Below are 15949 nucleotides of genomic sequence, written 5' to 3'. Positions count from 1 at the left end.
TGCTCCCCCAAGCATTCGTCTTCATCCGCTCGCATGTCCGCCAACGACTCACAGACGACACCGGCCGGCGTCTCGCCGACGCCCCTCACGCCCGCCGAGGTCAAATCGATCCTCACCGGCCTGCTGCTGATCATGTTTCTGGGCTCGCTCGACCAGACCATCGTCGCGCCCGCACTCCCGACCATCGCGCGAGATCTCGGCAGTTTCGACGCCGTCTCGTGGGTCGTGACCGCCTACCTGCTCTCGTCCACGGCGATCACGCCCATCGTCGGCAAGCTCTCGGATTTGTTCGGACGCCGTGTCGTCATCGCCGCGAGCGTCACCGTCTTTCTGGTCGGATCGGTGTTGTGCGCACTCGCACCCTCGATGCTCGCGCTGATCGTCGCGCGCGGCGTGCAGGGGCTAGGGGGTGGCGGGTTGATTGCGCTGTCGAACACGGTGATCGCCGATATCGTCTCGCCACGCGAGCGCGGTCGTTATCAGGGCTATATCTCGGGGATGTTCGCGGTCTCCGGCGTGGCCGGGCCAGTCACCGGCGGCGTGTTCGCCCAGTATCTCAACTGGACGCTCATCTTCTGGATCAACATCCCGCTCGGTCTGCTCGCGATCTATCTGAGCGACCGCGCGCTGCGACGTCTGCCGCGACGCGAAGGCAAGCCGAGCATCGACTATCTCGGCTCGCTGCTGCTGATCGTGTCGACGGTTTGTCTGCTGCTCGCGCTCACATGGGGCGGACACCGCTACGCATGGCTGTCGGCGGAAATCGGCGGTCTGGTTGCCGCGACGGTGATCGTCGGCGCGGTGTTCCTGCGCCACCAGCGTACGGTGCGCGAGCCGTTGCTGCCGGTCGCGCTACTCGCCAACCCGGTCTTTCGTATGACGTCGACGATGGCCGTGTTGGTGATGATGGTCAACATCAGCATCGGCATTTACGTGCCGCTGTATCTGCAATTGCAGCGCGGCGAGTCGGCGAGTAGCTCGGGGCTGATGCTGATCCTGCCCCTGCTGGGCATTGTGGTCGGTGCGCTGAGTTCCGGGCACTACATGCGTCGGACAGGGCATTACAAGCGTCCGCCACAGATCGGTTTGCCGGTGGCGTTCGCCGGGCTCGCGATCATCGCACTCGGCGTGCAGTCGCTGCCGCTTGCGGTGATCGGCATTTGCCTCGGCCTCGTGGGCATCGGCTTCGGCTCGGCCATGCCGGTCATGACCGTGGCGACGCAAAACGCCGTCGCGCCGCGCGACATCGGCATTGCAACCGCCGCGCATGCATTCTTCCGTGCCCTGGGCGGGATGATCGGCGTGGCGATGTTCGGCGCGCTGATCGTCGGCCTGCTGGTCGCAGGCGACAGCGGCAGCGGCAGCGCACCGCGCGAGTTGACCGACTTCCTGCGCCTGGGCGGCGCCCCCGCCGGGATGGAGGACCATCTGCGGCTGGCGTTCGGTGCGTTCTTCGGCGGCAGTGCGCTGATCGCAGCACTCGCCATTGTCGCCCTCGCACGGCTGCCGGAACTGCCGCTGCGTCAAAGCTCGGGTAACGAAGCGACCGCCATCGAGTAAGTCGTCTGCCGCTAACGCGTTGTGCAATTCGTCGGAACGGCCCATTCCGCAAAGTCCTGAGCACAGCGACAAAGTGCGACGCCGGGCAATACGGCACAGTGCGGACTCCCGTTCTTGTGACAAGGAGTCCGCGTTTGTTCCCTACACCGCGCTACAGCCCTACCGCGCCGTCCGGCCACGCTTGCGTCAACAGCGATACGACGACGACGGCGTCCCCACGGTCCGCAACGCCCGTAAGGCCCGCCACAGCCGCGTCGTCCGGCACCAGCGCCCCGGGCACGCCCACAGACACCTTCGTCCGCGATTTCTGGCAGACGCTACAGCGACCGCATAGCCCGCCTTGGCTCCTGCGGCCTGTCGTGCAGGATTCAGCGCCGCCTTCGGTGCCGTCACGCGCCCTGGGAAAGCGAGATGCTTGTGCTGCCTTCGGCAGTTTTGACGAGCCCCTTCATTTATCGCGCTGGAAGCGCCTTGCCGCCCTGCACGAGATTCCGGTGCTCGAACCCAAGCCGTCGACGTCCGGCGTCTCGTATCGCGCGAGCCCGCCGGTTCCCGATCACGTATTGCGCAAAGCGCTGCTGACGCTTGGCGACCCGGCATCGCAGGCGTCGGACTGGTTCGCGACGCTGGCGTCGCGCGCCATGGAAGCAGTGCTCGACAAATGCCCCTATGCCGATGCGCATCAACTGATGGAAGGCTTGTTGCGACGTCTGGAAGCCGAGCAGTCGCAAGCGAGCTGGACGACGGCCTTCGAACGGGTCGTCGCCCTGACGTACCGCTTCGAAGCCCGCACAGCGATTGCGGCACGCGCGATGCTGCTCACCGTCGACAAGCTGTCCGGCGACGGTGCGCAGGCGCTCGCGCAAACGTCGACATCTGCCAGCATCGAACATCTGATCGCGCATCGCCTGCACGCGATTGCCGATATGCGCGCGGACACACGCGCCGCTGCGTGGGGCGATTTACTCGCGGCCGTGGAACGTTCGAAAGCGTGTCCGCGAGCGCAGCGTCTCGTGCCGATGGCCCGGTTCATCGGGCTGCTCACGGAGGCTGAACAGCGCCCCGCTGCGTTAGCGGTCGTGAGCGCCTCGCGCAATTTCGTCATTCACGGCGGGTGGCGCGACCTCACGGACGCATTACTCAAATCCGTTCCCGGCAGTGAGATAGCCACCGTCGCGCGGGCCATCGTGCATCCCGATCAACGGCTACACAGCGCCGATATGTACGACACCATCGATGCGATATCCGACCGCGTCGACAGCATGCCCGAGCGCGACGCGCGAGCACTGCTGGCCCATCTGATCGAGATCGTCATGGCGCGCGCCGACTTCGTCTATCTCACGTTCTCGCCCGACGAATCCGCTCAGCTACTCGACGATCTGCGCTCGACATGCCGTCGCTGTGGCTTCGACGATCTGGCCGAAACGATGGCGCAAACGCTCGCGGAAGTGATGGACGACTACAAGGTCACGATGATGGATTGACCGGCCGCCACGCGGCTTTTCAGGATTCGCTCACCGCGTCGAAAACCGGTCGGGACCGTGATCGAAAAGCAAAGGTGTTCATCAGCGATGGGGCGCACGATGAAATCCCTCCCAACGAACTCAAGGAGTTCATGATGGAAATTTCCCCGGCATCCTCCTCGCCGAACGCCGTTGCCCCGCAGACTTCGGAAACGAACACCCACTCGAGCACGCCGCGAAACCCGACGCAAGCCGAGATGTCCGCCTCGCTGACCCGGATGTCCCAGACCGGCGATAGTCTCGACACGGGGACTATGAGCACTTGCACGGCGAGCAGCACCAATGTGCCCGTCCCGTTGAGGGCATTGCCGTCCCCCGCCAGCGCGGACGAGCCGACGAATGCCGAGCTGACCCAGCTTCGAGCTACGTTGAAGGCGATAAAGATGCAATTTCCCGATCGCCTCTCGAAAGAACGGACGCAACTCTTTCTGATGAAGCTCAACACCTCGTCCCCACTCTCCTCAAAAACGCTGGGCGTTTTCTTTGATGCGATAACCGATTTCCCACGCAACAAGCAGGAAAAGGACGCAAAATCAACGACGATCGCGACCGAGAAGGTCTTCACCGAGCTTGTGTCCCCTAAGGGCAATCCGATCGATGAAGGTGTGGCGAAAATCAGAGTCAGAGAGTTCTTCAGAAATATCGGTGACAAGGCCGTCAATTTGGAAACGGCAAATCACATCCTGAATTTCGCCTCGAACGAAATTAAAGATCGACCGGAAACCTGCCTTGCGCTCATCTCGGGACTCTGGGGAAAGTACAACGCCATCGAATTGGCATTCGCCCCTGAACTCGCCGCCCGGATCGTGACCCGCGAGATGTCGCTGACGCCGGAAGCCGATCGCTACAAGGTCTGGAAGCATGCGCTCGATAAGGTGGGGCAAGGCAACCCATCCTTCTCCCCCAGCGACATGTCGGGGTTCGTCAACGCGCTCTCGTCGAACCCTCCCGGTCAGGCGGAGGATATCGCGAGCGCCTGCGCCGACATCGCCAAGCCGCTTTATCACTACCCTCGTACGGTCTCGCGCGAAGACGATCAGATTCGGATTAGGGCACTGGAAGGATTTCTGAAAGGCGTGACAAGGGAGGATGCGCGTGCGTGCGTCATCGAAAAATTGATATCGCACATGGATCTGGCAACGCTCCCGGGCAAGCGCTGGAAACCCGCAATCGTCACCGTCACGAATAGCGTCTCGACACTCTTCAATACCGAGAACAAGACGAAAATCCGCAACGCGTTGAATGCGCTGGCCGGTGCGTAGGCCACATCAACGTCAGGGATTCGACACCTGAGAGGCACGCCTCACGCCTGTGCGGCGATCTTCGTGCGATCGCCGTAATCCGGGGCGCGCAAACGTCGGCGCCCGCTGTACGCGGGCGCTGACGAAACTTCGTTGCAAACCGGGCCATCGAAGGCCCGGCCATTGTCACGCCGTGGCGCACGCCCGGTAGTGACGATTCGCCTGATCCATCTGCCCCAGCCCTTCGAAGAGCTGTGCGAGCGCCAGATGCAGACGCTGTTGCAGATGCCGGTCGGCCGTATGACGCAGCGCCCCTTCGAGGAACGTCTGCGCCTTGCCCCACAAACGCTGATGCTGGCACAGCTTGCCCAGCGCGTAGAGCAGATCGGGGTCGTTCGGGTGACGCTGCTGCCACGCTTCCGCCTTCTGGATGAGCGGTAAGGCGTCTGCACCGGCGCACTCCGCATAGCGGCGCAGCAAACGGCCATCCCAATGCTCGGCCAGCGCAGCTTCGACGATGTCGCGCGCTTCGCGCGGACGGTCCAGCGAAATCAGCAGCTCGGCGGCGACATCGGCAGTCCGTGCCGAAGTACGCGCGTCCGCAGGCAGTTCTTGCCAGCATTTGAGCAGTGCGTCCGCATCGTGACGATGGTCGCGCAGAATGCCCTCGCTCGCTGTCTGCTTGAGCTTCGCGGCCAACGCCGGATGCAGCGCCTCGCGCTTTTCCAGCACCTTGAGCAGATTCAGCACCTCGGGCCAGTGCTTGAGATGCTGATGAGCCCGCAGGGCGACAAGCTGCGCCTGCATGCGACGTGCACCCTGCGCACGCATTTCCGTCAGCGCTTCGAGCGCGCCCTCGGCATCGCGCGTGTCGACGCGCAATTCGGCCGTCTGCAACAAACGTGCTTCTTCGAGATTCGCCCCTTGCGCTTCCGTCAGCCAGGCATCGCGCCGTGCGAATTCGCGCATGCGATGCGCTGCACGCGCACCGATGATCGCGGCCACGCCACGATTGTCGTCCTGCTCGGCCGCTTCGCGTGCCGCCTTCTCTGCGCGCGTATAACGTCCCGCAAAGAGATTCGCCACGGCATCGCGCAGCGCAATGTTCGCGCGACGGCTGCGCTGGCGATTGCGGTACGCGGCCACGCGTTCCGGCATCTTGTAGATGTTGCGCAGCACGCGAACGATCACGTACAGCGCCACGAACAAGGCCAGCAACGCCAGCACGAACAGGTTCAGCGACACGTCGATACGGTACGGCGGCACCAGCATGACCACCTGTCCGTGATTGAACGTGGCCAGCACCGCGAAGCCGGCCGCTACCGCAAACAGGAGCGTCAACCAGATCAGTCCTCGCATGCCCGGCTCCTTACGGCTTTTCCTTGACGTCCTTGACCTGACCGATGGCGGTCAGGCTGGCGTCAAGGGTCGGCAGTTCGATGGTGCGCGAGCCGGAATCGACCTGATCGAGCAACGTTTTGACGGCGGCGATGCGGCGCGACTTGGCGTCGAAATACTTGTCGAGCGCAGCCTCGGCGACCTGCACGTCGCTGTGCACGGCCGAGGCGTTGCGTGCGAGCAGCGCCAGACGTGCATTGAGCAGACGCAGCTTCAGGTTCGCACGCAAAAACGCGCCCTGCTCGGGGGCCACGAGCATCACATCCGGATCGTCGAGACGACGCACCTGTACCAGTTGCTTCAGGCTGCCGAGCATTTCACCGCTCAGGCGCTGCCACGTCGCCGTCCAGCCGGTCTCGCCCGCGCCGCTGGGGCCGGTGCCGTCCGCCTTCGGTGCGACGCGCTGCTCCTCGGCCTGCAACGGCAACGTATCGATCATGGCGATGGCCTGATCGAGCTTGCCGGTGAGTTGCGGCAGATCGGCGGCCGGTACGGCCTTGAGGCGGTCGATGTCTTTCTTCAGCGCATCGCGCACACCGGCGAGTTGCGGTGCGCCCGTGCGGGCCAGACGCGCATCCGCCCCTTCGAGCGCAATCAGCGCACCTCGCACGTTGCCCGTCAGTTGAAGCTGTTGATTCGCACTCGTGACGATCTGCTCGGTCTCGGCCAGCACCCATTCGTCGCGGTTGTGCGCGAGTTCCTGATAGAGCTGTTCGAGCGCAGCTTGCTGGCCGCGTGCGTCGGACACACGCCCTTCCAGCGAAGTGAGCCGATTCTGAAGATCGCGCTGATTGTCGAGCGCCTGCGCGGTACGGACCTGTGCCTGCAGGACCTGCGCATCGCCCGTTTGCTGACGGCGCGCCATTTCCTGCTGCACGCGGTCGAGCTTCTGGTTGAGCGACCACCCGCCGATACCGGCCCCCGCCGCGACAAGCACGAAGAGCAGCCAGGGGAGCGCCGCACCGGAGCCGCGACGCTTTTGCGGCGGCTCGGGTGGTTGCCACGCGGGCGGGCTGCCGGAAGTGCTGTACGTCGCACCGCCGGTCGCCGTGGAATGTGCCGTCGGGCCGGTCGACGCCGACGGGTTCTGGGAAGACTCTGGAACGCGATTATCTGTCGTCATGCTTGACTTGAATGGGATCCGCCCATGTTTTGAGTGCGGCCAGCAAGTTGTCGTCGCCGGGCGCGCACTGCGTAATCCTATCAAACCCCGCGGCACGCGCGGCATCCGCGATGCGGGTATGCGATGTAAAGCACGGTGCACTGAGGATCTGCGCGAGTACCTGCGGGGTGCGCGGCGTGTGCGCACCGTCGCGGGTGCCGTAGCGTGTAGCCAACAGTGTGCTCAGATGCCGGACCGCTTCGGAGCTGGTCAGCACCCACGCGCATCGCTGCGGCGAAACCAGCCGGGCTTCGAGTGCGGCCCACGTGGCGGCGTCCGGTTCGGGCGCACGACGCGTGTACGCGCTCACGATATCGACCTGCGTGCCGTTGGCCCGCAGCGTGTCGGCCAGCAACTCGCGCCCGCCGTCCCCGCGCATCAGCAGCACGCGGCGACCGGCCAGCGCCGGCAGATCCAGTTGTTCGAGCAAGGCTTCCGAGTCGAAGCGTGCCTCCGGTCCGCCCGGCGGGACGATCACGCGATGCGCCGGTGCCGCAATACCCGCTTCGGCCAGCGCTTGTGCACTGCCCGGGCCGACGACGGCCACCGGCAGCGTCTCGGGCCAGCGCACGGCGATCTCGCCATCGTCAGCCGCACCGCCAGGGGTTTGCAGATGCCCCCATCGCGACAGCGCATGCACCACAGCGTTAGGCGAGACAAAGACGGCCAGCGCGTACGACGTGAGCGAACGCAGCGCATCGTCGAGCGCAGCAAGCGCCGCCGGATCGGTCTGCGCCGCAATGTGCAACAGCGGAAAATCGAGCGTATCGATGCCCTCGACGTGCAGCCGGGCGGCCAGCGACTGCGCCTGTCCGTCCGGGCGCGTCAGGATCGCGCACGGCGCGACCGGCGCGGCGACGGCCCGAAGGTCAGTGCCAGCAGCGGCATCGACGGCTGAGGACGGAGCCGCTGCACGCGGCGCGCGCGACGTCAAACGGCGGCGTCCTTGGGCTCGGACGGCGGCACCAGCGCCAACCCGCCCGCGTCGATCAGTTCCTGCGCCACGCGCTGCCCCAGCGCCTCGGCACCCGCCACGTCCCCCTGTGCGATGCGCCCGACCCCTTGCGCACGAAGCACGGTCGCCCCGTCCGTCGACGCAATGAAGGCGCGCAGCGCCAGCTCGCCCTGCGGCGAGAACTCGGCGTAAGCGCCCAACGGCACCTGACACGAGCCACCCAGCGCTCGCGAGACGGCGCGCTCGGCGCTGACCGCGAGCGTGGTGTTGGCATCGTGCAACGGTGCGAGCCATTGCAAGATTTCGGGACGTCCGGCGCGCACCTCGATGCCCAGCGCCCCCTGACCGGCGGCCGGCAGGCTCGCGTCGGTCGGGATGATGGCGCGGATGCGGCTGCCCAGTCCAAGGCGCTTCAGGCCAGCGGCTGCGAGGATGATCGCCGCGAAGTCGCCCCGGTCCAGCTTGCCCAGACGGGTGTCCAGGTTGCCGCGCAGCGGCGCGACCTGGAGATGCGGATAGCGTGCGCGCAGACTCACCTCGCGGCGCAGGCTCGACGTGCCGACCACCGCCCCGGCGGGCAATGCGTCGAGGCTGTCGTAATCGTTGCTGACGAAGGCGTCGCAAGGGTCTTCGCGCTTAAGCACAGCGGCCAGCGTGAAGCCGTCCGGCAGTTGCATCGGCACGTCTTTGAGGGAGTGGACGGCGAGATCGGCACGGCCGTCGGCCAGCGCCAGTTCGAGTTCCTTGACGAACAGGCCCTTGCCGCCGACCTTCGCGAGCGAGCGGTCGAGAATTTGGTCACCGCGAGTGGTCATTCCGAGAATACTCACGTGACACTGCGGATATAATTTGTGCAGCGCGTCACGCACGTGTTCGGCTTGCCACATGGCAAGACGGCTCTCGCGCGATGCGATCACCAGGGTTTCAGGAGCAGCGAAGTTCATTCAGCAACCGCGTGAAGACCAAAAGAAAAAATGGTAACACGCTTGACCGGCCCGAAAGGCGGGTCTCGAGAGGAGCGACATGAAGAGCAGCGCAAAGGCAAAAGCCCCGAAAGAGGGCCGGGCCAAGTCGGTCGGCAAGACGTCCCCCGCGAAGGCAGCAGCCGCGGTTTCATCCCCCCCATCCAAGCGCCCGGGCCAGAAGGTCAACGGGCAGGACAAGTCCACTGCCATCGCCGCCGCGCCCAAAGTGCGCCGCTCGCGTGAGGACAAGGACGCGCCGCTGCGGGAGGACATCCGTTTTCTCGGCCGCCTGCTGGGCGACGTGCTGCGCGAGCAACAGGGCAGCGACGCCTTCGATCTGGTCGAGACCATTCGCCAGAACGCGGTGCGCTTTCACCGCGAAGGCGACCGCAGCGCCGCCAAGGCGCTCGATTCGCTGCTCAACGGGCTGACCAACGAGCAGGCCATTCAGGTCGTGCGCGCCTTCAGCTACTTCTCGCACCTCGCGAACATCGCCGAAGACCGGCACCATAACCGTCGCCGTCGCGTGCACGCGCTCGCCGGCAGCCGCGCCCAGCGGGGCAGCCTGAGCGCTGCGCTGCAAAGCCTGAAAGACGCCGGACGCGACGACCCCGCCACGCTGCAAGCCTTCTTCGCCAGCGCGCTCATCGTGCCGGTGCTCACCGCCCACCCGACCGAAGTTCAGCGCAAGAGCATTCTCGACGCCGAGCGCGAAATCGCCCGTCTGCTGGAACATCGTGACGACGCCCTCACGGAGCGCGAGTCGTCGCGCAACACCGATTCGATGCGCGCTTACGTCACGACGCTGTGGCAGACCCGCATGCTGCGTAGCTCTCGTCTGACGGTGGCCGACGAAATCGAAAACGCGCTGTCGTATTACCGCAGCACGTTCCTGTCCGAAATCCCTGCGCTGTACGACGACGTTGCCGCCGAACTGCACGACGCCGTGCCGAGCGTGCGCTCGGAGGGGCTGGGGCGCTTCCTGCAAATGGGCAGCTGGATCGGCGGCGACCGCGACGGCAATCCGAACGTGACGGCGCAGACGCTGCAACTGGCGATCACGCGTCAGGCCACGGAAATCTTCGCGCATTACCTCGAAGAAGTGCACTTGCTGGGGGCGGAACTGTCCGTCTCGCAACTGCTCGCCGGTGCGAGCGACGCCCTGCTCACGCTGGCCCGCCGCTCGCCGGACGACTCGCCGCACCGCACCGACGAACCCTATCGACGCGCCCTCATCGGCGTGTACGCGCGACTGGCCGCGACTGCACGCGACTGGGTCGGCCATGTGCCGCATCGCGGCGCCGTCGGCAATGCCAGTCCGTATCACGACGCCAGCGAGTTCATCTCGGACCTCAATACGGTCGTCGCCTCGCTCATGGCACACCACGGCAGCGCGCTGGTCTCGCAGCGGCTCGGGCCGCTCGTGCGCGCCGCCGAAGTGTTCGGCTTTCACCTCGCGAGCATCGACCTGCGTCAAAGCTCCGACATTCACGAAGCGGTCATTGCCGAGTTGTTCGCGAAGGCGGGCGTCGAAGCGAATTACGCCAAACTCGACGAGCGCGAAAAGCTTGCGCTGCTGCTGGGCGAACTGCGCGAGGCGCGTCCGCTCTTCTCGCCGTACCTCGACTACTCGCAACGCACCCGCGACGAACTCGCCGTGTTCTCGGCGGCGCGCGACATCCGCGCCCGCTTCGGCGCACGCGCGGTTCGCAACTACATCATCTCGCACACGGAAACCGTGAGCGATCTGGTCGAAGTCATGCTGCTGCAAAAGGAGACGGGACTCTTTCAGGGCGCGCTCGACAGCGACGGCGGCGACAGTACGAAGGGCGTCGCATCGAAGGTCGGCCCGATGGTCATCCCGCTGTTCGAGACGATTGCCGACTTGCGCAACGCGCCCGTCATCATGCGGGAGTTCTTCGACATCCCCGGCATGTCGAACGTCGTGACGCTGCAAGGCGGCGAGCAGGAAGTGATGCTCGGGTATTCCGACAGCAACAAGGACGGCGGCTTCCTCACGTCCAACTGGGAGCTGTACAAGGCCGAACTGGCGCTGGTGCGTCTGTTTGAGGAAAAGGGCATTCGTCTGCGCCTCTTCCACGGCCGTGGCGGCACCGTCGGCCGTGGCGGTGGCCCGACATATCAGGCCATTCTGTCGCGGCCGCCGGGCACCGTGAACGGTCAGATCCGTCTGACGGAGCAAGGCGAGATCATCGCCAGCAAGTTCGCGAACCCGGAGATCGGACGCCGCAATCTGGAGACCATCGTCGCCGCCACGCTCGAAGCCACGCTGCTGCCGAGTCTGAATCAACCGCCGCGTCTGGCCGCGTACGAGCAGGTCATGCAGACGCTCTCGGACACGGCCTTCAGCGCGTATCGCGATCTGGTCTACGAAACGCCGGGCTTCACCGACTACTTCTTCTCGGCCACGCCGATTGCCGAAATCGCCGAGCTGAACATCGGCTCGCGTCCCGCGTCGCGCAAATTCTCCGATCCGAAGCACCGTCGCATCGAAGACCTGCGCGCGATTCCTTGGGGCTTCTCGTGGGGGCAGTGCCGCTTGCTGCTCACCGGCTGGTACGGGTTCGGCAGCGCGGTGAGTGCGTATCTCGAAGGCGACGGCAGCAAGGCCGACGCCGCCGGGCGCGATAAACGTCTCGACACGTTGCGTCAGATGGTCAAACGCTGGCCGTTCTTCGCGAACCTGCTCTCGAATATGGACATGGTGCTCGCCAAGACGGATCTGGCCGTGGCATCGCGTTACGCCGAACTGGTGGCCGACGAAAAGCTGCGCAAGCGCGTGTTCAGCCGGATCGTCGACGAATGGCAGAGCACGTCGCAGGCGCTGGCGCTGATCACCGGGCACGACGAGCGCCTGGCGGACAATCCGATGCTCGCGCGCTCGATCAAGAACCGCTTCCCGTACCTCGACCCGCTCAATCACTTGCAGGTCGAACTGCTGCGCCGTCACCGCGCCGGGGAATCGGACGAGCGGGCGCGTCGCGGCATCCATCTGTCGATCAACGGCATCGCAGCGGGCCTTCGCAACACGGGCTGATCCCGCGTCGGTCCGACCTGCACCGGTCACGCCTGCGAGGCCGGTGCAGGCTGTTTGCGTGGGGGCGCACGGCCGGTCGGTGCGCCGCGCCTTGGGAATCTCCCCAACGACAGTCGTCCGATAGGACGTTATATTGCGATCCATTCGACCAGATTGCCGGGGGGCAACCATCATGCATACCGATTCGATCGGGCGATCCAGACACGCAACCTTCACCCGACGGGCAACGTTGTTCGTCACTTCTACGCTGCTGGGACTGGGTGCAGCTACGCACTTGGCGTATGCCAGCCCGGCCTTAGCCGCGCTCGTAGCCGCTGACCCAGCCGTTGTTCCAGCCGTTGTCCCAGCCGAAACGTCAGCGCCCTCCCTCGCTGAGCCGAACGCCAGCGACCCGCCCTCTCACACGCTGGCGGCCGCGCCGCATGGCGTTCGCGGCTTCGCGGTGCGTCTCGTGTCGCAAGCGATGGCGGGTGCGCCAGCCCATCCGTCACGCGAAGTCAGGCCGCGTCCGGTCGTCGACCCGGTGCTCGATCCGCTGATGAACGGCATTCTCAAGCGGCTGGCAATCAGCGAAGCCGTGGCGCGCAACAAGTACGGTTCGGGCAAAGCCGTGCAGGACACGGCGCGCGAACAGGCATTGCTCGACAGCATGGGCGAGCAGGCCCCGCAGTACGGCCTCACGCCTGCGCAGGCCCGCACCTTCTTCCGTCTCCAGATCGAGGCGGGCAAGCTCGTGCAGACGGCGTTGCTGGCGCGCTGGACGCGCGACGGCCATGCGCCGGGCGAGCCGGTGGATCTGGGCACGCGCCTGCGTCCGGCGCTCGACAAGCTGGGCACCTCGCTGCTGCACGACCTCGGCCGTCTGTGCGCCCTGCCGGACGACCCGACGCGCCTGGCGCGCATCCATCAGGCCCGCGAGCGCATCGCCCGCGCCGCGAAGCTCGAAGCGCTGCAACGGGCGGCGTTCGACGAAGCGACGTCCGGCCTGTGTCTGTCTGCCCCACCGCGCATCTGGACGCTCTCGATGGCGGCAACGCCCCACTAGGCCGAACGGACAGGATCACAGCGCCCGGCAGTCGTGGCCCGGGCGCGGCGGTTGTATAATCGCGGTTTGCCGTGCTTTGCCACGGTTCCGCTACGTTCCACGTTTGGCCACGCTACGACAATGACCTCCCAACTCCACAAGAAAGGCGAAGCCTGGTCGGCACGCTTTTCCGAACCCGTTTCCGATCTCGTCAAGCGCTACACCGCGTCGGTGTTCTTCGACAAGCGCCTCGCGCTGTTCGACATCGAAGGCTCGCTCGCCCACGCCGACATGCTGGCGGCGCAAGGCATCGTCAGCGCACAGGATCTGGCCGACATTCAGCGCGGCATGACGCAGATTCGCGGCGAAATCGAAGGCGGTCAGTTCGAGTGGCAACTGGATCTCGAAGACGTCCACCTCAATATCGAAGCCCGCCTGACCGCCCTGATCGGCGACGCGGGCAAGCGCCTGCACACGGGCCGCTCGCGTAACGATCAGGTCGCGACGGACATCCGTCTGTGGCTGCGCAGCGAGATCGACAACATCGGCACGCACCTCGGCGACCTGCGCCGCGCGTTGCTGGATCTGGCCGAACAGCACAGCGCCACGATCCTGCCGGGCTTCACCCACCTGCAAGTCGCACAGCCGGTGACGTTCGGTCATCACCTGATGGCTTACTTCGAGATGTTCAGCCGCGATGCCGAGCGCATGCTCGACGTGCGTCGTCGCGTGAACCGTCTGCCGCTAGGCGCTGCCGCCCTCGCCGGCACGAGCTACCCGATCGATCGTGAGCGCGTGGCCGCAACGCTGGGCTTCGAAGAGGTCTGCACGAACTCGCTCGACGCCGTGTCGGATCGCGATTTCGCCATCGAATTCACGGCCGCCGCCGCGCTCGTGATGACGCACGTCTCGCGCTTCTCGGAAGAACTGGTCCTGTGGATGAGCCCGCGTGTGGGATTCATCGATCTGGCCGACCGCTTCTGCACGGGCAGCTCGATCATGCCGCAGAAGAAGAATCCGGACGTGCCGGAACTGGCGCGTGGCAAGACCGGCCGCGTCAATGGGCATCTGATCGCCCTGCTCACGCTCATGAAGGGCCAGCCCCTCGCGTACAACAAGGACAATCAGGAAGACAAGGAGCCGCTGTTCGATACGGTCGACACCGTGATCGACACGCTGCGCATCTTTGCGGACATGGTGCCGGGCATCAAGGTGCGCGAAGCCAATATGCGTAACGCAGCGCTGCAAGGCTTCTCGACGGCGACCGATCTGGCCGACTATCTCGTGAAGAAGGGTCTGCCGTTCCGCGACGCCCACGAGATCGTCGCCCACGCCGTGAAGATCTGCTCGGATCGCGACATCGATCTGGCCGATCTCTCGCTCGCCGAATTGCAGAAGTTCTCGCCGCTCGTCGGGGAGGACGTCTTCGAATACCTCACGCTCGAAGGCTCCGTCGCCAGCCGCAACCACATCGGCGGCACCGCGCCGGCGCAGGTGCAGCGTGCCATTGCAGCCGCACGCGCGAAGCTGGCAAAGTAAGCGCTTCGACGTCTTTCGGCGCAGAGCAACGAGAAATGCCATCTTCACAGGTGGCATTTTTTTGTGGGCTGGACGAATCGCGTCGTCAGAACAACGGCAACGACAGGAAGCCCTTGATGACGAGCGCGTTCAGGATGTCGATAAAGAACGCTCCCACCATTGGCACGATCAGGAAGGCGAGGTGCGACGGACCGAAGCGCTCCGTCACTGCCTGCATGTTGGCAATCGCGGTCGGCGTCGCCCCCAGCCCAAAGCCGCAGTGACCTGCGGCGAGCACGGCCGCATCGTAGTTGCCGCCCATCACGCGGAACGTGACGAAGATGGCATACGCCGCCATCGCCACCGCCTGCGTCACGAGAATCACGATCATCGGCACGGCCAGCGTCGACAGATCCCACAGTCGCAAGGCCATGAGCGCCATCGCGAGAAACAACGACAGACTCACGTTCCCCAGCACAGACAGCGAACGGTCGAAGACCTCATAGCGGACGAGCGACAGCAGATTGCGCACAAGCACGCCCGTAAAGAGAACGCAGACGAACGTCGGCAATTCGAACGGCGTATCCGAAAGCCCTGCTGCGATCAACTCGCCGCCGAGCAGACAGATGGCGATCATCGCCACCGTCTCGATCAACGCCTGCGCCGTGATCAGGCGCACCGTATGCGGTTGCTCGAAGCCTTCCGGTGCAGCATCCTTTGTCGCCTCACGGCCCGGGACTTTGCCGCCAAGTCGGCGTCCGACCAGATATCGCGCGACCGGCCCGCCCAGCAAACCGCCCATCACCAGTCCGAACGTGGCACACGCCATCGCAATTTCGAGTGCCGACTGGACGCCGTAGCGCGTCGTGAGCGTCTCGCCCCAGGCTGCGCCCGTGCCATGTCCGCCTGCGAGCGTGATGGAGCCGCCCAGCAAACCGATGCCCGGCGCCAGCCCCATCGAGACAGCCAGCCCGACACCGATGACGTTCTGCATGATCAGCATGCCCGCCACGACACCCACAAAAAGCACCAGCCGCTTGCCGCCCGCACGCAAACTCGCGAGATTCGCCGACAGGCCGATGGTCGCGAAAAACGCCAGCATCAGCGGGCCTTGCAGGGAGGTGTCGAACCGCAGTTCGAAATGTCCGAACTGACGCATCGCCAGCGTGCCGAGCGCCACCAGCAGGCCAGCCGCGACCGGCTCAGGGATGCTGTACGTGCGCAGCGGCGCGATCCATTCGACAAGCTTGCGCCCCAGCAGCAACACCAACGTGGCACAGACGAGTGTGCCGTAGGTGCTGAACACCAGTTCCCTCGTGACGTCCATGACCTCCCCCCCACTCGAAAAATGCGACGAGTTTAGCAATGACGTCCCAAGAAAATGATGTGAAAAATCCCAAAAATGACGTGTTCGAGTAACGCCACCAAATTGGTGTTTTAGGCCATGCCACGGGCGTTTGCGAGGTTTTCGCGAGAATTCACAGATGTTTACGGAAATTTGCGGCGATTGACGTTGCGACGGCATCGCCTACGAACGAATTACGC

The 15949-nt window shown here is 65.0% G+C and carries 11 protein-coding genes; 6 read left to right on the top strand and 5 right to left on the bottom strand.

What is annotated here, in order from left to right; genetic code table 11:
• The first annotated feature begins 33 nt into the window (after positions 1-33).
• The 3 genes from MB84_RS06455 to MB84_RS29795 all read left to right on the top strand — a co-directional run bounded on the left by MB84_RS06455 (position 34) and on the right by MB84_RS29795 (position 4345).
• A complete protein-coding gene (locus MB84_RS06455; RefSeq protein ID WP_046291173.1) occupies positions 34-1560 on the top strand; it encodes an MDR family MFS transporter in 1527 nt (508 codons plus the stop codon).
• Positions 1561-2054: 494 nt separating this feature from the next.
• On the top strand, positions 2055-3044 hold the full coding sequence (locus tag MB84_RS06450; protein ID WP_046291172.1) for a hypothetical protein: 990 nt from the start codon (positions 2055-2057) through the stop codon (positions 3042-3044).
• Positions 3041-4345: a hypothetical protein gene (locus MB84_RS29795; protein WP_157122647.1), complete on the top strand. Its 1305-nt coding sequence runs from the start codon at positions 3041-3043 to the stop codon at positions 4343-4345. Before MB84_RS06450 ends, MB84_RS29795 begins: the two co-directional genes overlap by 4 nt.
• A 165-nt stretch (positions 4346-4510) precedes the next feature.
• Here the strand turns inward: MB84_RS29795 and MB84_RS06435 are convergent, their stop codons facing one another.
• From MB84_RS06435 to hemC, 4 genes are read right to left on the bottom strand one after another with little or no spacing between them, the layout of a single operon-like run.
• On the bottom strand, positions 4511-5683 hold the full coding sequence (locus MB84_RS06435) for a heme biosynthesis HemY N-terminal domain-containing protein (protein ID WP_046291169.1): 1173 nt from the start codon (positions 5681-5683) through the stop codon (positions 4511-4513).
• 10 nt (positions 5684-5693) lie between these two features.
• Positions 5694-6845, bottom strand: coding sequence for a uroporphyrinogen-III C-methyltransferase (locus MB84_RS28860; RefSeq protein WP_052653018.1), 1152 nt, complete (start codon positions 6843-6845; stop codon positions 5694-5696).
• The gene (locus MB84_RS28855) at positions 6832-7818 is read right to left on the bottom strand and encodes a uroporphyrinogen-III synthase (protein ID WP_052653017.1); all 987 of its coding nucleotides are present in this window, start codon (positions 7816-7818) and stop codon (positions 6832-6834) included. Before MB84_RS28855 ends, MB84_RS28860 begins: the two co-directional genes overlap by 14 nt.
• On the bottom strand, positions 7815-8783 hold the full coding sequence (gene hemC, locus MB84_RS06425) for a hydroxymethylbilane synthase (RefSeq protein WP_046291168.1): 969 nt from the start codon (positions 8781-8783) through the stop codon (positions 7815-7817). Before hemC ends, MB84_RS28855 begins: the two co-directional genes overlap by 4 nt.
• A gap of 79 nt (positions 8784-8862) precedes the next feature.
• Here hemC and ppc point away from each other — a divergent pair, with 79 nt between their 5' ends.
• The 3 genes from ppc (at position 8863) to argH (ending at position 14425) form a co-directional block, all read left to right on the top strand.
• Positions 8863-11862, top strand: coding sequence for a phosphoenolpyruvate carboxylase (ppc, locus tag MB84_RS06420; protein WP_046291167.1), 3000 nt, complete (start codon positions 8863-8865; stop codon positions 11860-11862).
• A 229-nt stretch (positions 11863-12091) separates the two neighbouring features.
• Entirely contained in the window at positions 12092-12907 is an 816-nt protein-coding gene (gene aroQ / locus MB84_RS06415; protein ID WP_169834986.1) for a gamma subclass chorismate mutase AroQ, read from the top strand.
• 120 nt (positions 12908-13027) lie between these two features.
• Positions 13028-14425 carry an argininosuccinate lyase gene (argH, locus tag MB84_RS06410; RefSeq protein WP_046291166.1) on the top strand — a complete coding sequence of 466 codons (1398 nt, stop codon included), beginning with the start codon at positions 13028-13030 and terminating at the stop codon, positions 14423-14425.
• Positions 14426-14510: 85 nt separating this feature from the next.
• Here argH and gltS read toward each other — a convergent pair whose 3' ends face one another.
• Positions 14511-15731 carry a sodium/glutamate symporter gene (gltS, locus tag MB84_RS06405; RefSeq protein ID WP_046291165.1) on the bottom strand — a complete coding sequence of 407 codons (1221 nt, stop codon included), beginning with the start codon at positions 15729-15731 and terminating at the stop codon, positions 14511-14513.
• Positions 15732-15949: the final 218 nt, after the last annotated feature.

Source organism: Pandoraea oxalativorans (assembly GCF_000972785.3).
Classification (GTDB): Bacteria; Pseudomonadota; Gammaproteobacteria; order Burkholderiales; family Burkholderiaceae; genus Pandoraea; species Pandoraea oxalativorans.
Note: the sequence above shows the minus strand (reverse complement) of the source record. Positions and strands in the feature narration are given on the sequence as shown.